The 17,446-nt window shown below is 69.7% G+C and carries 15 protein-coding genes and 3 tRNA genes; 13 read left to right on the forward strand and 5 right to left on the reverse strand.

All coding sequences use genetic code 11. The features are described 5' to 3' along the window. Window positions 1–38 precede the first annotated feature (38 nt). The gene (gene greA / locus HNQ70_RS11910; protein WP_183967744.1) at window positions 39–515 is read left to right on the forward strand and encodes a transcription elongation factor GreA; all 477 of its coding nucleotides are present in this window, start codon (window positions 39–41) and stop codon (window positions 513–515) included. A 49-nt stretch (window positions 516–564) separates the two neighbouring features. Here greA and HNQ70_RS11915 read toward each other — a convergent pair whose 3' ends face one another. Then, complete coding sequence (locus tag HNQ70_RS11915) at window positions 565–1,200, reverse strand: YhbY family RNA-binding protein (protein WP_183967746.1); 636 nt, start codon at window positions 1,198–1,200, stop codon at window positions 565–567. A 66-nt stretch (window positions 1,201–1,266) separates the two neighbouring features. Here HNQ70_RS11915 and HNQ70_RS11920 point away from each other — a divergent pair, with 66 nt between their 5' ends. The 7 genes from HNQ70_RS11920 to HNQ70_RS11950 all read left to right on the forward strand — a co-directional run bounded on the left by HNQ70_RS11920 (window position 1,267) and on the right by HNQ70_RS11950 (window position 6,600). After that, window positions 1,267–1,908, forward strand: a complete 642-nt coding sequence (locus tag HNQ70_RS11920; protein WP_183968022.1) for an RlmE family RNA methyltransferase — start codon at window positions 1,267–1,269, stop codon at window positions 1,906–1,908. 101 nt (window positions 1,909–2,009) lie between these two features. After that, entirely contained in the window at window positions 2,010–3,911 is a 1,902-nt protein-coding gene (gene ftsH / locus HNQ70_RS11925) for an ATP-dependent zinc metalloprotease FtsH (RefSeq protein ID WP_183967748.1), read from the forward strand. Between the two features lie 85 nt (window positions 3,912–3,996). Beyond that, window positions 3,997–4,824, forward strand: coding sequence for a dihydropteroate synthase (gene folP / locus HNQ70_RS11930; protein WP_183968024.1), 828 nt, complete (start codon window positions 3,997–3,999; stop codon window positions 4,822–4,824). Window position 4,825: 1 nt separating this feature from the next. Then, entirely contained in the window at window positions 4,826–6,154 is a 1,329-nt protein-coding gene (gene glmM, locus HNQ70_RS11935) for a phosphoglucosamine mutase (RefSeq protein ID WP_183967750.1), read from the forward strand. 99 nt (window positions 6,155–6,253) lie between these two features. Beyond that, a tRNA-Pro gene (locus tag HNQ70_RS11940) sits at window positions 6,254–6,330 on the forward strand. Between the two features lie 53 nt (window positions 6,331–6,383). Continuing rightward, window positions 6,384–6,460 (forward strand) — tRNA-Arg (locus HNQ70_RS11945). A 64-nt stretch (window positions 6,461–6,524) separates the two neighbouring features. Continuing rightward, window positions 6,525–6,600: transfer RNA gene (locus HNQ70_RS11950), tRNA-His, on the forward strand. Between the two features lie 108 nt (window positions 6,601–6,708). Here the strand turns inward: HNQ70_RS11950 and HNQ70_RS11955 are convergent. Continuing rightward, window positions 6,709–7,227, reverse strand: a complete 519-nt coding sequence (locus HNQ70_RS11955) for a DUF4124 domain-containing protein (protein ID WP_183967752.1) — start codon at window positions 7,225–7,227, stop codon at window positions 6,709–6,711. A gap of 238 nt (window positions 7,228–7,465) precedes the next feature. Further along, window positions 7,466–7,765 carry a YkvA family protein gene (locus HNQ70_RS11960; RefSeq protein ID WP_183967754.1) on the reverse strand — a complete coding sequence of 100 codons (300 nt, stop codon included), beginning with the start codon at window positions 7,763–7,765 and terminating at the stop codon, window positions 7,466–7,468. A gap of 120 nt (window positions 7,766–7,885) precedes the next feature. Between HNQ70_RS11960 and rpiA the strand changes: the two genes are divergently transcribed. Beyond that, entirely contained in the window at window positions 7,886–8,566 is a 681-nt protein-coding gene (rpiA, locus tag HNQ70_RS11965) for a ribose-5-phosphate isomerase RpiA (protein WP_183967756.1), read from the forward strand. A gap of 18 nt (window positions 8,567–8,584) precedes the next feature. Here the strand turns inward: rpiA and HNQ70_RS11970 are convergent, their stop codons facing one another. Both HNQ70_RS11970 and argA read right to left on the reverse strand, forming a co-directional pair. Then, window positions 8,585–8,857: an oxidative damage protection protein gene (locus tag HNQ70_RS11970; RefSeq protein WP_183967759.1), complete on the reverse strand. Its 273-nt coding sequence runs from the start codon at window positions 8,855–8,857 to the stop codon at window positions 8,585–8,587. Window positions 8,858–8,881: 24 nt separating this feature from the next. Then, complete coding sequence (gene argA, locus HNQ70_RS11975; protein WP_183967761.1) at window positions 8,882–10,213, reverse strand: amino-acid N-acetyltransferase; 1,332 nt, start codon at window positions 10,211–10,213, stop codon at window positions 8,882–8,884. A gap of 20 nt (window positions 10,214–10,233) precedes the next feature. On the opposite strand from argA, the gene hrpA reads away from it, so the two are divergent. The 4 genes from hrpA to HNQ70_RS11995 all read left to right on the forward strand — a co-directional run bounded on the left by hrpA (window position 10,234) and on the right by HNQ70_RS11995 (window position 17,402). Next, the gene (gene hrpA, locus HNQ70_RS11980) at window positions 10,234–14,331 is read left to right on the forward strand and encodes an ATP-dependent RNA helicase HrpA (protein ID WP_183967769.1); all 4,098 of its coding nucleotides are present in this window, start codon (window positions 10,234–10,236) and stop codon (window positions 14,329–14,331) included. A 116-nt stretch (window positions 14,332–14,447) separates the two neighbouring features. Continuing rightward, window positions 14,448–15,503, forward strand: coding sequence for a YVTN family beta-propeller repeat protein (locus tag HNQ70_RS11985; RefSeq protein WP_183967771.1), 1,056 nt, complete (start codon window positions 14,448–14,450; stop codon window positions 15,501–15,503). Between the two features lie 130 nt (window positions 15,504–15,633). Beyond that, window positions 15,634–16,449 carry a polysaccharide deacetylase family protein gene (locus tag HNQ70_RS11990; protein ID WP_425504365.1) on the forward strand — a complete coding sequence of 272 codons (816 nt, stop codon included), beginning with the start codon at window positions 15,634–15,636 and terminating at the stop codon, window positions 16,447–16,449. Beyond that, window positions 16,449–17,402 carry a sterol desaturase family protein gene (locus HNQ70_RS11995; RefSeq protein WP_183967773.1) on the forward strand — a complete coding sequence of 318 codons (954 nt, stop codon included), beginning with the start codon at window positions 16,449–16,451 and terminating at the stop codon, window positions 17,400–17,402. Before HNQ70_RS11990 ends, HNQ70_RS11995 begins: the two co-directional genes overlap by 1 nt. Window positions 17,403–17,446: the final 44 nt, after the last annotated feature.

Here is a 17,446-nt window from a genome sequence, read left to right on the forward strand (position 1 = left end):
CGCTGACGGGGCGGACCCACGAGAACCGGAGTCAACCGATGGCCACCACCCCTCTCACGGTGCGCGGAGCGCAGCTTCTCAAGGACGAGCTCCAGCGGCTGAAGTCGGTCGAGCGCCCCGCGGTGATCACTGCGATCGCCGAGGCGCGCGCCCAGGGCGACCTGTCAGAGAACGCCGAATACGACGCCGCGCGCGAGCGGCAGGGCTTCGTCGAAGGACGGATCGCCGAACTCGAATCGAAGCTCGCCAATGCCCAGATCATCGATCCGCGCAGCCTCGAGGCCGACGGCCGCGTGGTGTTCGGCGCGACGGTCGAACTCGAGGAGCTCGAGGCGGGTACTAAAGTGGTCTACCAGATCGTCGGCGAGGACGAGGCGGACATCAAGGCAGGGCGCATCTCGGTGTCGAGCCCGATCGCGCGTGCACTGATCGGCAAGTACAGCGGCGATGTGGCCGAGGTGCAGGCGCCTGGCGGTGTCCGCGAGTACGAAGTGCTCGACGTCCGCTACGAGTGAGACTCCGGACGCAGCGGCGGTGCCTGGCTGGCGGGCACCGCCGCTGCGGTCAGCGCTTGCGTCCGCCCGACTTGCCCTGCGTGCGCGAAGGGCCCTGGGCTCCGGGGCCCCTGCCGCCGCGGGAGGCAGGCCCGCGCGGAGCGGACAGGCCGCCGCCGCGGTTCGCCAAGGGGCGCCCTGCGCGGCTGCCGCGCGGGTCCTCGCGAGAGGCGTGGGTAGTGGGCCGGCCGGTGGCTTCGATGCCCCAGACCTTGGCGCGGGGCGTGGCTTCGGCGGCGGGTTTCACCGCGGCCGGCCTGCGCGAGCCGCGCGACGGCGCCGACGTCTTGCCGATGGCGGCCGCCTTCTTGGGGACGTGCGGGCCGCGCGGCCGGGACTGGGCCTCGGCGGGCTTGGGCCGGTACACCACCAGCAGCTTGCCGATCATCTGGACCGGGGCGCAGGCGAGCGACTCGCACAACTGCGTCATTATCGACTGGCGCAATTCGCGATCGTCGCCAAACACCCGGATCTTGATCAGCTCGTGAACCTCGATGGCCCGGCGGGCTTCCATGAGCACCGCCTCGGTGAGGCCCGCCTCACCGATCAGGATCACCGGGTCCAGGTGGTGGGCGCGGGCCCTGAGTTCCTTGCGCTCGGTGGGCGTGAGGACGGGCGCGAGTTCGGGGGATTCGGTCGATTGCATGCGCGCATGCTACAGCAAGAGCCGCCGCGGGCGATAATCCGCGATTGCTCCTCCCACGGTAACCCGATGGCCAAGAAGAAGAAGCTGAACAAGGCGTGGCTGGCGCAGCACCTCACCGATCCCTACGTGAAGCAGGCACAGCAGCATGGCTACCGATCCCGGGCCGCCTTCAAGCTGATCGAGATCGACGAGCAGGACCGGCTGATCCGCCGCGGCGACACCATCGTGGACCTCGGTTCCGTGCCGGGAGCCTGGAGCCAGGTGCTGCGCGAGCGGCTCGCGGTTCCGGGTGGCGGCATCGACGGACGGATCGTGGCGCTGGATCTGCTGCCGATGGAGCCGGTCGCCAATGTCGAGTTTCTCCAGGGCGATTTCCGCGAAGCGGAGGTGCTCGAGGCACTTGAACGCCTCGTCGGCGACCGCCCCGTCGACCTGGTCGTTTCGGACATGGCGCCCAATCTGTCCGGAGTCGCGGCGGCAGACTCGGCCCGGATGGCCGACCTGATCGAGCTCGCGGTCGACTTCGCGGTCCATCACCTGAAGCCGGACGGGGCCCTGCTGGTCAAGTGCTTCCACGGCAGCGGCTACAGTCAGTTGGTGGCCCTCTTCAAGAGGCATTTCGTCACCGTTTCGCCGCGCAAGCCGAAGGCCTCGCGCGACAAGTCGGCCGAAACCTATCTGCTTGGCCGGGGCCTGAAGGAGAAGTGATCTGTAAGGTCCATACGGATCAACGACTTATGTCAGGCTTGCGGCTGGCACTTGCGCCCCAATCTGCGTAGAATCGAAGAGCTGCAAAAGGAGCGGAATCTGTGAACAACGTTTTCTCGAAGGCGGCGGTCTGGCTGGTCATCGCACTGGTCCTGTTCACCGTCTTCAAGCAGTTCGACACCCGCCAGGTGCGCGGCGCCGACATGCCGTATTCCCAGTTCATGGCGGAAGCCAGGGACGGCCGCGTCGAAGGCGTCACCATCGACGGTCGAACGCTGCGGGTCCGCGCCAAGGACAATCGCGCCTACATCGTCTACTCGCCGAGCGACCCCTGGATGGTCGGCGATCTGATGAAGTACGGCGTCCAGGTCAACGCCAAGCCCGAGGAGGAGCAGTCGCTGCTGCTCAACATCTTCGTGTCCTGGTTCCCCATGCTGCTGCTCATCGGGGTGTGGGTGTTCTTCATGCGCCAGATGCAGGGGGGAGGGCGCGGCGGCGCGTTCTCCTTCGGCAAGTCTCGCGCCCGCCTGCTCGACGAGTCCAACAACACCATCACCTTCGCTGACGTCGCCGGCTGCGACGAGGCCAAGGAGGAGGTGCAGGAGCTCGTCGATTTCCTGCGCGATCCCTCGCGCTTCCAGAAGCTGGGCGGGCGCATCCCGCGCGGCGTGCTGATGGTCGGGTCGCCGGGCACAGGCAAGACGCTGCTCGCTCGCGCCATCGCCGGCGAGGCCAAGGTTCCCTTCTTCTCCATCTCGGGCTCCGACTTCGTCGAGATGTTCGTCGGCGTGGGCGCCGCGCGTGTCCGCGACATGTTCGAGAACGCGAAGAAGCACGCGCCCTGCATCCTGTTCATCGACGAGATCGACGCGGTGGGCCGCCAGCGCGGCGCCGGCCTGGGCGGCGGCAACGACGAGCGCGAGCAGACGCTGAACCAGCTGCTGGTCGAGATGGACGGTTTCGAGACTGGCCAGGGCGTCATCGTGATTGCCGCCACCAACCGGCCCGACGTCCTCGACCCCGCGCTGCTGCGCCCGGGGCGCTTCGACCGTCAGGTCGTGGTGCCGCTGCCGGACATCCGTGGCCGCGAGCAGATCCTCAACGTGCACATGCGCAAGGTCCCGATCGGCGCGGACGTGCGCGCCGAGATCATCGCGCGCGGCACGCCCGGCTTCTCGGGTGCCGACCTGGCCAACCTCGTCAACGAGGCTGCGCTGTTCGCCGCCCGCCGCGCCGCGCGGCTCGTCGAGATGGTCGACTTCGAGCGCGCCAAGGACAAGATCATCATGGGCGCAGAACGCCGCTCCATCGTGATGCCCGAGGACGAGCGCCGCAACACCGCGTTCCACGAGTCTGGCCACGTCATCGTCGCGAAGATGCTGCCCAAGACCGACCCGGTCCACAAGGTCACCGTCATCCCGCGCGGGCGGGCGCTTGGCGTCACCATGCAGCTGCCCGTCGAGGACCGCTACAGCATGGATCGCGACCGCATGCTGAACACCATCGCAGTGCTGTTCGGCGGCCGCATCGCGGAGGAGGTGTTCATGAACCAGATGACCACCGGCGCCTCCAACGATTTCGAGCGGGCCACCGCCATCGCGCGCGACATGGTCACGCGCTACGGCATGAGCGACGTGATGGGTCCGATGGTCTACGCCGAGAACGAAGGCGAGGTGTTCCTCGGGCGTTCGATCACCAAGACCACCCATGTCTCCGAAGAAACCATGCGCAAGGTCGACAGCGAGATTCGGCGCATCATCGACGAGCAGTACGCCGTTGCGCGAACGATTCTCGAGGGCAACCGGGAGAAGGTCGAGGTGATGGCGAAGGCGCTCCTCGAGTGGGAGACCCTCGACAGCGACCAGATCGACGACATCTGCGCTGGACGCGACCCGCGTCCGCCCAAGGAACCCTCGGGCGGCAATGCGGGCGGTGGCGGAGGCGGCAGCGCCTCGGCGCCCACCGGCGTGGTGCCGAACGCCCCCGCTGCGCCTGCAGCCTGAGGCGCGCTTCGTTCCACGGCAAGCGGCGGGTCTTCCCGCCGCTTGCCGTTCTGCCCTCCACCCTCGCATGACCCTCCCGGCCGGAATGCCCCAGACGCTGCGCTGCGGCCGATTCGAGCTCCAGCTCTCGCGTCCGCTGGTGATGGGCATCGTCAACACGACGCCGGACTCCTTCTCCGACGGCGGCCGCTACCTGGCGGCCGATGCTGCGATCCGCCATGCGCGCCGTCTGCTGGATGAGGGCGCCGACCTGCTGGACATCGGCGGCGAGTCGACCCGGCCAGGCTCGGCTGCGGTGTCCGAGGCCGAGGAGCTCGGCCGGGTTCTGCCGGTGCTCGAGGCGCTGCGCGGCTGCGGCCGGCCCCTGTCGGTGGACACGCGCCATGCGGCAGTGATGCGCGGGGTGTTGAGCGCGGGCGCGGACATGATCAACGACGTGGCCGGTTTCCGTGCCCCCGGTGCGCTGGAGGCGGTCGCGGGCGGCACTGCCGGGCTGTGCGTCATGCACATGCTGGGCGAGCCGTCGACGATGCAGCAGGCGCCCGTCTATCGCGACGTCGTGGCGGAGGTCGCCGCCTTCCTCCGGGACCGGGTGTCGGCGCTGCTTGCCTGTGGCGTCGCCCGGGAGCGGATCGTGCTCGATCCGGGAATCGGCTTCGGCAAGAACCTCGAGCACAACCTGAGCCTGCTGCGCGGGCTGTCCGGGCTGGCCGGCCTCGGTCTTCCGCTGCTGCTGGGCGTGTCGCGCAAATCAATGGTCGGCCAGATCACAGGGCGGGGAGTCGGCGAACGCATGGCGGGCAGCGTGGCTGCGGCGCTGGCGTCGGTTCACCGGGGGGCGGCGATCGTGAGGGTTCACGACGTTGCTGAAACGAAGGACGCGCTTGCGGTCTGGCAGGCGATCGAGGGTTGAGATGGGACGCAGATACTTCGGAACCGATGGTGTGCGGGGCAGGGTCGGCGAGGCGCCGATCACGCCGGACTTCGTGCTGAGGCTTGGCTATGCGGCCGGCCGCGTGCTGGCGGGGCGCGAGAGCGGCCGGCCGACCGTGCTGATCGGCAAGGACACGCGCATCTCGGGCTACATGCTCGAAGCTGCTCTGGAGGCGGGCTTTTCGGCGGCGGGGGTCGATGTCCTGCTGTCGGGGCCGCTGCCGACGCCAGGGGTCGCCTACCTGACCCGGGCGCTGAGGCTCACCGCCGGCGTGGTGATCAGCGCGTCGCACAATCCCTTTGACGACAACGGGATCAAGTTCTTCTCCGGCGACGGCAACAAGCTGCCCGACGCCCTCGAGGAGCGTATCGAGGCGGCGCTGGAGGCGCCGATCGGCTGCGTCCGCTCGGACCTGCTGGGCAAGGCGCGCCGCATCGACGATGCCGCTGGCCGATACATCGAGTTCTGCAAGAGCTCGTTCCCGGCCTCCCTCGACCTGCGCGGCATGAAGATGGTGGTCGATTGCGCGCACGGCGCTGCCTACCACACCGCGCCGCACGTCTTCCATGAGCTCGGCGCCGAGGTCGTCACCATCGGCGCCAGCCCGAACGGGACGAACATCAACGACGGCGTGGGAGCCACTCACCTCGAGGCGCTTCGCGCCGCGGTGCTCGAGCATCGCGCCGACCTCGGCATCGCGGTCGACGGCGATGCCGACCGGCTCATGATGGTCGATGCCGAAGGTCGCGAGTACAACGGCGACCAGCTGCTCTACGTCATCGTGCGGGAGCGGCTGTCGCGCGGCCCGGTGGCGGGGGCGGTCGGTACGCTGATGTCCAACCTGGCGCTGGAGCAGGCGTTCGCGCGGCTCGGCATCGGTTTCGAGCGCGCCAAGGTGGGCGACCGCTACGTGCTGGAGCGCATGCGTGCGCGCGGCTGGCTCTATGGTGGCGAGAGCTCGGGCCATCTGCTGTGCCTGGACAACCATAGCACCGGCGACGGCACCATCAGCGCGCTGCAGGTGCTGTCGGCCATCCGGCGCAGCGGCCGAAGCCTGCCCGAACTCACCGAGGACCTGGTGATGTTTCCGCAGACGCTGGTGAACGTGACGATCGCGAAGGGCTTCGACTGGGAGCGCAATCCCGCACTGCAGCGCGAGCAGCTCGCTGCGCAGGCAGAGCTCGGCGAACACGGCCGCATCCTGATCCGGCCGTCCGGCACCGAACCGCTGCTGCGGGTGATGGTCGAGGCGCGCGATGCTGGCCTTGCACACCGGGTTGCGAACCGTCTCGCCCAGGCCGTTTCGTGAGCATTCCCGGCGCGGGGTTTCGCCCGGGTGTGGTCCCCGAACATCGCCGGGGTTGCCGGTTTTGGATTGCGGCGCGCTTGCGATATACTTCACGTCCTCCGGGGCGTAGCTCAGCCTGGTAGAGTGCTTGCTTTGGGAGCAAGATGTCGGAGGTTCGAATCCTCTCGCCCCGACCAGTCTTTCGGCAGCGCACTACCAGGGCGCAACGTTGTCCGGCCCGATTGAATCGCTGCCCGTAGCTCAGTTGGATAGAGCATCAGCCTTCTAAGCTGAGGGTCACAGGTTCGAGTCCTGTCGGGCAGGCCACGCTACGCACGTGGTTGCCGGGGGTCAAGTTTCATCGCGTCGCGTTCGCGCGGCGTGAACGGTGGTGGCTGTAGCTCAGCTGGTAGAGTCCCGGATTGTGATTCCGGTTGTCGCGGGTTCGAGTCCCGTCAGCCACCCCAAAGAATTCAAGCATTCAGCGGCGCGTTCTGCGTCTTGGCTGCACACCTCCGTGCAGCTGGGTGTTGCATATCTCTGCAACATGCCTGCTCGGCGCGGGTTGCCACGTCTCACTTGTGCGGCAAGTACCGCCCCGACGTTCTGGGTCGGGCCGCCTCGGCTTCCTCGCGGGCGCGCTCACGCGCTTCGATGGCCTTCAACGTGGCCATTCGCTGCTCGTGCTGTTCGCGGAAGTCGGCCCGCAGGTCCCGCATCCGAAGTTCATGATCTCGCTGCGCGCGCTCGCGCTGAATCTCGTGGATCTGTTCGCGCATCCGCTGGGTGCGATCGAGCGCGCGCAGCCTGGCGCGCGCTTCCTCCGCTTCTTGCGCGGCCTGCTCCATGGGCGGGGTCGACGCGACCGCCTCGGCATTCGCGGGCGATGCAGGGGAGGGCGAACGGTATCGGGGCGCCGCGTGCGGGGCTGCGACGCACGGGCGATCCTGGTAGCGCATCCGGCCGTCCTCCGTGCACTGGTAGATCTGCGCCCAGGCGGAGTTCGCTATCGGGGCCAGGACGAGCCCGAACAGGCAGGCGCCAAGGGAGCGCCGGAGCGGCGCGGTGGCGCGTGCGGTAGCGGTGATGCACATCTCGTTGCTCCTCCTGTGTTCAGGCGAGCGCCGCAGTCCAGCGGCTTGCGCCGAAGATCCCGTTGGTGAGGGCGGCTGTGACTCGCCTGGCGATGGTCGATCGCCTGGCAATAGTGCACTGGGGCGATCTCGCGCGCTCCGGTGAGCACGCCCATATGGCCAGCCGTGCCCGACAGAAGGCAGATCGGGAGCGCGTCCCGCGGCCAGGGATTCCTCCGGGCGTTGTCGCCTTGTCGCGTCAGCGCGCCCGCGCCGGCCTGGAAGAGGTCGCCCGCTGCTGCGCATCCCTGCGCACCTGTTCCGGCAGGCGGCGCAGCATCCAGCGGATCGCCAGGGGGATCAGCACCAGGTCGTCGATCAGGCCGATGAAGGGCACGGCGAGATCCGGGATGAGGTCGATCGGCGAGACGAGATACAGCGCCAGCAGCACCACCCCCGCTTTCAGCCAGCGCGGCGCGCCAGGATGGCGCACTGCGAACCACAGCGTCCGAGCGTCGCCACGGACCAGCGCCCACAGCATCGACAGTCGTTTCCACATCGGGCAGGTCCTTTGCAACGGGATGCGCGTCCCCGTTCGGACGGGCTTGCCCCATGACCAAGATTGGGGTCCTGCCCGCCCACGTCAACCCCCGGGCGGGCGCTCCGCTAGAATTCCGCCATGGACCAGAACGAACTCAAACGCGCCGTCGCCCGGGCGGCCATCGACCACCTCACGTCCGGGGCCCTCGTCGGCGTGGGCAGCGGTTCCACCGTCAACCTCTTCATCGAGGAACTCGGCCGCGTGCGCGACCGGGTCGCCGGCGCCGTCTCCAGCTCCGAGGCGAGCAGTCAGCGACTGCGGGCGCAGGGCATCGAGGTGCTCGACCTGAACGAGGTCCTCGCGTCCGGCCGCGAGATCCCGGTCTACGTCGATGGCGCCGATGAAATCAATCCGGCGCTGCAGATGATCAAGGGCGGCGGCGCCGCGCTGACGCGCGAGAAGATCGTTGCGGCGGCCTGCCGCCGCTTCGTCTGCATCGTCGATGAGTCGAAATGCGTCGACGTTCTCGGCCGCTATCCGCTGCCGGTCGAGGTGATTCCGATGGCGCGCGAGCTCGTCGCGGCCCGGCTGCGCGCCCTCGGCGGCCAGCCGAAGGTTCGCGACGGGGTGGTGACCGACAACGGGCAGCTGATTCTCGACGTTGCGGGGCTGCGCATTGCCGACGCCGCTTCGATGGAGGCGGAGATCAACCAGTGGCCGGGCGTGGTGACGGTGGGGCTGTTCGCCCGCAAGGGCGCCGACGTGGCGCTGGTGGCGACCCCGGGCGGCGTGGAGCAGCGCCTTCCCGCGGGCGCCTGAAGGCCCGGCCGCCCCCGCTCAGTCGGCGGGCGGAACGTATCCCGCCACCCGGTCGGCGCCCTCGCCGAAGAAGTACCCCTCCATCTGCGCCGCCAGGTACTTGCGCGCGCGCGGGTCGGAGAGGTTGAGGCGGTTCTCGTTGACCAGCATGGTCTGGTGCTTGAGCCAGCCCTGCCAGGCCTCCTTCGAGGCGTTCTCGTACAGCCGCTTGCCCAGGTCGCCGGGGTAGGGCGGGAAATCGAGGCCTTCGGCCTCGCGCTGCAGCTTCACGCAAAACACGGTGCGCGCCATTGGGTCTCCAGGGAAGAAGGGTTCTCAGAGGTTCTTGAGCAGCACCACCGAGCGGCGCTGCCAGTTGTAGAGGTTGCGCTTTTCCTGCGGCAGCGCATCGACGTCGGCGACCACGAAGCCCCGCTTGAGGAACCAGTGCATCGTGCGGGTGGTTAGCACGAACAGCCGCTTGAGGCCCGCGGCACGGGCGCGCTTCTCGATGCGGGTGAGCACGCGTTCGCCGTCGCCCTTGCCCTGGCTGTGCGGATTCACCGCGAGGCAGGCCATCTCGCCGATGCCGTCCTCGGGGTAGGCATACAGCGCTGCGCAGCCGAACAGGACGCCGTCGCGCTCGAGCACCGTGAAATTCTCGACTTCGCGCTCGATCAGCGCGCGGTCGCGGCGCACCAGCGTGCCGTCCTCCTCGAGCGGCCGGATCAGCGCCAGGATGCCGCCCACGTCGTCGGGCCCGGCCTCGCGCAGCTCCTCCAGGGTCTCCTCGACAACCATGGTGCCCACGCCGCTGTGCTGGAACAGCTCCAGCAGCACGCTGCCGTCCATGTCGAAGGGGATGATGTGCGCGCGCGCCACGCCGCCCTGGCAGGCGCGCAGCGCCGCGCGGAGGTAGAGAGCGCCGTCGGTGGGCAGGCGTCCGGGCGAGGACAGCAGGTGCTCCGCGCTGTCCTCGGAGACCTCGCTGATGACCTCGCCGTCCTCGTCGAGGATCCCCGGGGTCTCGGTGACGAAGATCAGCTTCTCCGCGTCCAGCGCGACGGCTGCGCTCGCGGCGACGTCTTCCATGCCGAGGTTGAAGGTTTCGCCAGTGGCGGAGAAGCCAAGGTTGGACAGCAGCGCGATCGCCCCGCCGTTGAGCGCGAACTGGATCGTCTGCGTGTCGACCTTGCGCACCAGGCCGGTGTGCTCGTAGTCGACGCCGTCGACGATTCCCACCGGGCGGGCGCTGACGAGGTTGCCCGACACCACGCGGATCGCGGAGTGGGCCATCGGAGTGTTGGGCATTCCCTGCGAGAACGCCGCCTCGATGTCGAGGCGTATCTCGCCGGACGCTTCCTTCGCGCACTCGAGCGCCACCGGGTCGGTGATGCGCAGGCCGTTCTCGTAGCGCTCCGGCACGCCGCGCAGGCGCAGCTGCTCGTTGATCTGGGGCCGCGAACCGTGCACGACCACGATGCGCATGCCCATCGCATGCAGCAGGCCAAGGTCCTGGACCAGGGCGTTGAGTCTGCCCGCCATCACGAGCTCGCCGGGAAATGCGACCACGAAGGTCTTGCCCCGGAAGGCGTGGATGTAGGGCGCGACCGCGCGCAGCCAGGTGACGAACTGCTCCGGGGCCGGGAGCGCGGGGAAGGTATCCATCGCATCATTATAATTTCGCAGTGCCGCATCCACCGCGACCCCTGCCCCCGCTGTCGTTTCCAGAGTCGCTCCCGGTCAGCGCGCGGCGCGAAGAGATCGCGCGCGCGGTGCGCGAGCATCCGGTGGTCATCGTCTGCGGCGAGACAGGTTCGGGCAAGACCACCCAGCTGCCGAAGATCCTGGCCGGGCTGGCCGGCCGCGGCGTCGCGGGGCTGATCGGCCATACCCAGCCCCGCCGGCTGGCGGCCACTTCGGTGGCCCGCCGGATCGCCGAGGAGATCGGCACGCCGCTGGGCGTGAACGTCGGCTACAAGATCCGCTTCAACGAGAGGTTCACTGCCGGCGCGTCGATCAAGCTGATGACCGACGGCATCCTGCTCGCCGAGACCCTGCACGACCCGCAACTGCGTCAGTACGACAGCATCATCGTCGACGAGGCCCACGAGCGCAGCCTGAACATCGACTTCCTGCTCGGCTACCTGAAGCAGCTCGTCGAGGGGCCGCGCCGCGACGATCTCAAGCTGGTGATCACTTCGGCGACGATCGACGCCGACCGCTTCGCGGCGCATTTCCGCCGTGATGGCCAGCCGGCTCCCGTGGTGGAGGTGTCCGGACGGCTCTATCCGGTGGAGATGCGTTACCGCAGTTTCGACGAGGAGCAGCGCGACGACGACGACGAGACCGACCTGCCGTCGCGCATCGAGGAGGCGATCGACGAGCTCTGGCGCGAGCAGCCGGGCGACGCGCTGGTCTTCCTGCCGGGCGAGCGCGAGATCCGCGACGTCGCCGACCACCTGCGCCGCGCCCATGCCCGCGCGCAGGCGGGGCGGGGCGGGGCGTCGCTCGCGCGCGGTCCGGTCGAGGTGCTGCCGCTGTTCTCGCGGCTGTCGGCGGCCGACCAGCAGCGGGTGTTCTCGAAGTCGAACGGGCGGCGCATCGTGCTCGCCACCAACGTCGCCGAGACCTCGCTGACGGTGCCCGGGATCCGCTACGTGGTCGACACCGGCACCGCGCGGGTCAAGCGCTATCGGTACCGCAGCAAGGTCGAGCAGCTGCAGATCGAGCCGGTTTCGCAGGCGGCGGCCAACCAGCGCGCGGGCCGCTGCGGCCGCGTGATGAACGGCATCTGCATCCGCCTCTATTCGGAGCAGGACTACGCCGGCCGGCCCCGGTTCACCGACCCGGAGATCCTGCGCTCCTCGCTGGCGGGCGTGATCCTGCAGATGAAGGCGCTGCGGCTGGCCGACATCGAAGCCTTCCCCTTCCTGGACCCGCCGCCGCGCAATGCGATCGCCGACGGCTACGCGCTGCTGCACGAGATCAACGCGGTCGACGAGCGCAACCGGCTCACCGAGGTGGGCCGCCAGCTGGCGCGCCTGCCGGTCGACCCGCACATCGGCCGCATGCTGCTGGCCGCCCGCGACGGGCAGTGCCTGCGCGAGATGCTGGTGATCGCCGCCGGCCTGTCGGTGCAGGATCCGCGCGAGCGCCCGATGGACGCGCAGCAGGCCGCCGACCAGCAGCACAAGCGCTTCGCCGACGAGCGCTCGGACTTCACCGGCTGGGTGAAGCTGTGGGACTACTGGCAGCAGGCGCAGGCCGACAAGGGGACCAACCGCCAGCTGCAGCAGCGGCTCGAGCGCGAGTTCCTGTCGCCGCGCAAGCTGCGCGAGTGGGCGGACGTGCACTCCCAGCTGTCCGAGGCCGTGGCCGGAATGCACTGGAAGCCGAACGCCACACCGGCAACCCACGAGCAGCTGCACGGCGCGCTGCTCACCGGGATGCTGGGCAACCTCGGCTTCAACCCGGGCGAGGAGTCCGGCTACCAGGGCACGCATCAGACGCGTTTCCACATCCATCCGGGTTCGGCGCTGGCCAGGAAGGCGCCCCGCTGGCTGATGGCCGCCGAACTGGTCGACACCGGCAGGCTCTACGCGCGCACCGTCGCGCGCATCGAACCCGACTGGATCGAGAAGGCGGCCAGGCACCTGATCAAGGTTTCGTACAGCGAGCCGCACTGGGAGAAGAAGGCCGGACAGGCGGTGGCGATGGAGCGCGGCGTGCTCTACGGGCTGACCGTCTACGCGCAGCGCCGCGTGCACTACGGGCCCCGCGACCCGAAGCTCGCGCGCGAACTGCTGATCCGCGAGGCGCTGGTCGCCGGCGAATGGGAATCGCAGCTTCCCTTCTTCCAGCACAACCGCAGGCTGGTCGCCGAGATCCGCCGGATGGAGCAGCAGATCCGCCGGCCCGACCTGCTGGTCGACGAGCACTGGCTGCATGACTGGTTCGATGCGCGTGTGCCCGCCGACGTGTATTCGGGGGCGATGCTCGAGGCCTGGTACCGCGAAGCGGTGCGCTCCGACGCAGGCCTGCTGAAGCTCTCGCGCGACGAGCTGCTGCGCAAGGACGCGACTGGCGTGTCGAGCGACGCCTTCCCGCGGCGCCTGTCGATGCGCGGGGTTCAGTTCGATGCGGCCTACCGCTTCGATCCGGGCGCCGGCGACGACGGCCTGACACTGACCGTGCCGATCCACGCGCTGAACCAGGTCGATGCGGTGCGCTGCGAATGGCTGGTGCCCGGCATGCTGAAGGACAAGGTCGCGGCGCTGCTGAAGTCGCTGCCGCAGAAACTGCGCCGGCACGTGGTGCCGCTGCCGGAGCATGCCGAGGGCTTCGTCACCCGCTGGATGCCCCGCCTTGAGGAAGGAACCGCTCGGCCGCTGGTCGACGCTCTGCTCGAGGACCTGCGCGAGACGCTCCAGGTGCGCGCCCAGGCGTCCGACTTCAAGCTCGAGACGGTGCCGGCGCATCTGTTTGCGAACTTCCGGCTGGTCGACGAGCATGGCGCGGTGATGGGCATCTCGCGCAACCTGGCCGCGCTGCGCGCCCAGCACGGCGCGCGTGCGCAGACGAGTTTTCAGCAGGCGCTCCGGCGTGTTGCCGACAGCCTCGCTGCGCCCGAAGGCCAGGAGGGCGGCGGCGCGCAGCCGGACGGCCCGGCGCATTCCGGCGCGGCTTCGGCAGCGGGGCGTGGGGCTGGGCGCGGGACGGGGCGGGCCGGTGCAGGCGCAGACGCAGGCGCAGGCGCAGGCGCAGGCGCAGGCGCTCCGCAGGCGAGGAACAAGGCCGGCAAGGCCGGTGAGGGCGGTGAGGGCGATGCGGCGACCCCCGCCGGCGACGGTGGCCGGCCGCGACGCGATGCCCACGCGTTCCCATCAGGCGGAACCGCTGACGCAGGCGCCGGGCTGGCGCGGCAGGCCGGCGAACGCTTCACCGCCTGGACCTTGGGCGCGCTGCCGGAGATCATGGAGCTGTCGCGCGGCCGCGAGCGCCTGATCGGCTATCCCGCGCTGGTGGACACAGGCGAGGCCGCCGAGCTGCAGGTCTTCGACGAGCCCGAGGTCGCCGCGCTGGAGCACCGCGCCGGGCTGCGTCGCCTGTTCGCGATCGCGCTGCGCGAGCCGCTGCGCTTCTTCGAGCGCAGTCTTCCGGAGGCGCAGAAGCTGTCGCTGCTCCATGCGACCTTCGGCGGCTCGGACGAACTGCGCGCGGAACTGGTCGCCGCAGTGCTCGATCGCGCCTGCCTGATGGCGCCGTTGCCGTCCGATGCGGAGCAGTTCGCGGCGCGCGTCGCCGAGGCGCGCCCGCGCCTGAACCTGATCGGCCAGGAGCTGGCCCGCCTGGTGCTGTCGGTGCTGCAGGAGCATCAGGCGGCGATGCGAAAGCTCGCGCAGGCCAAGGGCTTCGCGCAGGCGGCGTCCGACATCGAGCAGCAGCTCGCGGCGCTGATGCCCAGGCGCTTCATCACCGCGACGCCGGCGGACCGGCTCGCGCACCTGCCGCGCTACCTGAAGGCGATCTCGCTGCGGGTGGACAAGCTGCGTGCAGATCCCGCCCGCGATGCGCAGAAGCTCGTCGAGCTCGCACCGCTGGTGGCGAATCACCGGCGGATGCTCGCGCATCGCCGGGGCCAGGCCGACCCCAGGCTGGAGGAGTTCCGCTGGCTGCTCGAGGAGTTGCGGGTGTCGCTGTTCGCACAGGAGCTGCGCACGCCGATGCCGGTGTCGGTCAAGCGCCTCCACAAGGCCTGGGAGGCGATCGTCGCGCAGGGTTGATCCGTTCCGGACCCGCGCCTGCGGCGCCGCTGGTGTTCACGCAACGCAGGCGCTGCTGCCTGGCGCCGTTCGCGTACCATCCAGGTCCGCCCGCGCAGATTGTCTGGAGTTCAAGCATGTCCATCCTCGCGTCCGCCGCGCCGGTCTGCGCCGACCAGGTCGCCCACGGCTGCCGCCGAGGGCCGCTCGCGCAGGGCGTCGGCGCAGCGCGCCGGGCCGGCCGCCTGCTGCTGGCCCTGGCCTGTGCTGCGGCTTGCGTGCCGGCGGCGGCGCAGATCGCGGTCGTGCTGAACTCGCGTGACGCCAGCGTCTCGCTGATCGACCAGAAGACCTTCGCCGAGGTCGGCCGCGTCGACGTGGGCAAGGAGCCGCATCACCTCTATCCGACGCCCGACGGCAAGTCGCTGATCATTGCCAATGCGATGAGCGACGACCTGCACTTGCTCGACCCGGTCACCGGGCAGGTGCAGTCGCGCCAGCGCGGCATTGAGGACCCTTACCAGATCGGGTTTTCGCCGGACAACAAGTGGTTCGTCGTCAACGCGCTGCGGCTCGACCGGGTCGACATCTACCGCTACGACGGCAAGGCGCTGAGCGTCGCCGCGCGGCTGCCGCTGCCCAAGGCGCCCAGTCACGTCTGGTTCTCGGCCGACAGCCGCTTCGCGTTCGTGACGCTGCAGGAGAGCGAGAGCATCGCCGCGATCGACCTGGGGCGCCAGCAGGTCGTCTGGCAGATGCGCGTCGGCAAGCTGCCGGCGGGGATCATCGTCACCCCCGACGACCGTTTCCTGATGGTGGGGATCATGGGCGAGGACTGCGTCGCGGTGGTGGACTGGCGCGCGCAGAAGCTGCTCGAATGCATCCGCACCGGCCGCGGCGCGCACAATTTTCGGGGCCAGGGCGACCGCAGGCACGTGTTCGTGTCCAACCGGGTGGAGAACACGATCTCGCGCATCGACATGACTACGATGAAGGTCGTCGACACCATCGCGGTGCCCGGCGGCCCGGACGACATGGAAATCACCGCCGATGGCCGCCACCTGTGGGTCACCTCGCGCTTCGCCAAGCAGGTCTGCGTGGTCGACATCGCCCAGCGCAAGGTGGTGCAGCGGATCCCGGTGGGGCGATCGCCGCACGGCATCTACTTCCATAACCGGGCCCCGCTGCTGTAGGGCGCGCAGCCGCATGATGCCTGCCCATGCCGGACGGCCTTCGCGACAGGGCGCTGCCCCGGCGCGCCGTGCGACGCGAGCGCGCCTGCGCTGCGGAAGACACTTCGCCGCTGCCACGGCCGCGGTGTCCCTGACGCTGGTGTCCCCGGCTGCAACCCTCGGGGCCGGAGCGGAGACCGTCAAGGCTGCCGCGGCAGCCTCTCAGGGAGCGCCTTCGGCCGCCGATTCGGGCGCAGGCTGCAAGGGGACGGTCCACCTGACGCTGGACACCGGCAACATGAGCCAGGCGGAGGCGATCGCCGCCATCCTGCGCAGGCACCAGGTGAAGGCCACCTTCTTCCTCGCGAACGAACGCACGCCTCGCGGCGATTTCGCCCTCGATGACGGCTGGTCGGCCTACTGGCGGGCGCGGGCTGCGGAAGGACACGCCTTCGGCAGCCATACCTACGACCATGTCTACTTCCGCGAGGCGCCGGCGGCCAGTCGCGCCGCCGCGCCGGTCTTTCTCGCGCGGCCGCAGTTCGGGGCCAATGCCGGTCGCACGCTGCGCTGGGACGGCGCCGCGCTCTGCAGCGAACTGCGGCGCGTGGACGCGCGGTTTCGCGAGATCGCCGGCCGGGGGCTCGATCCGCTGTGGCGGGCGCCGGGCGGGCGGGCGCCGGCGGCCGCGATGCAGGCGGCGCGCGGATGCGGCTTCACCCATGTCCACTGGGCGCCAGCGGGCTTCCTGGGCGACGAGCTGCCTTCCGAGACGCACCCGAACGAGCGCCTGCTGGAGCAGGCGCTTTCGCGCGTGCGCGACGGTGACGTACTGATGGCGCACCTGGGCATCTGGTCGCGCCGCGAGCCCTTCGCGCCGATGCTCGACCCGCTGATCGCGGGGCTGAAGCGGCAGGGCCTTTGCTTCGCTACGCTGGCGACGCCCGCGGTTCGCGGGAGGCCGTGATGTCCGGCTGGTTCGACTGGTTCGGCGACTTCGTCGGCATTGCGCAGGGCTGGCTGTACGAGACCCTCGTGCAGCCCCTGCTGTTCGCGGCCGGCCTGATCAACTACGGCGACCAGGCCTACGACGCGCTCGAGTGGGTGGTGATCGGAGCGGTGGAGGTGGCCGTGATGGCGGTGGTGCTGGGCTGGTGCGAACGGCGCTGGAGCGCCGAGCCGCTCGTCGACCGCGCCGCGGTGCGCACCGACGTGCTCTACACGCTGCTGCACCGCCTGGGCGCCTTTCCGCTGGTCGCATTCGCACTGCTCGTGCCGGCCTTCGACGCGCTGGAGGCGGCGCTGCGCCTGGACGGTTTCTCGCGGCTGAGCGTCGACGAGTGGTGGCCTGGAGTCACCGACCTGCCCGTGGTGAGCTTCATGGTCTATCTGGTGCTGCTCGACTTCGTCGATTACTGGATGCACCGCGGCCAGCACCGCTTCGCCTGGTGGTGGGCCCTGCACGCCGTGCATCACAGCCAGCGGCAGATGACCTTCTGGTCCGACAACCGCAACCACCTGATCGACGACTTGCTGCGCGACGCAGTGCTCGCGGCGCTTGCCGTCGTGGTGGGGGTGCCGCCCGGGCAGTTCATCGCGCTCACCGTAGCGTCGCGCGTGATTCAGAGCGTGCATCACGGCAATCTGCGCTGGCGTTGGGGCGGACCGGCGGAACGGCTGCTGGTGAGCCCGAGCTTCCACCGACTGCACCATTCGATCGGCTATGGGCACGAGGGGCCGGCGCGGGGCTGCAACTTCGCGGTGCTATTCCCGGTGTGGGACGTGATCTTCCGAACCGCCGACTTCCGGCCCGGCTTCGTTCCCACCGGCATCGGCGACCAGCTCCGGGGCAGGGACTATGGCCGCGGGTTCTGGGCGCAGCAGTGGCTTGCGCTGCGGCGCCTCGCGCATCGCGCCTGACCCCGGCCCGCGCGCGTTTCCCCTTGCGCGCCGGGCGGCCCTGG

The sequence above is a fragment of the Quisquiliibacterium transsilvanicum genome (assembly GCF_014202215.1).
In the GTDB taxonomy this organism is placed as follows: domain Bacteria; phylum Pseudomonadota; class Gammaproteobacteria; order Burkholderiales; family Burkholderiaceae_E; genus Quisquiliibacterium; species Quisquiliibacterium transsilvanicum.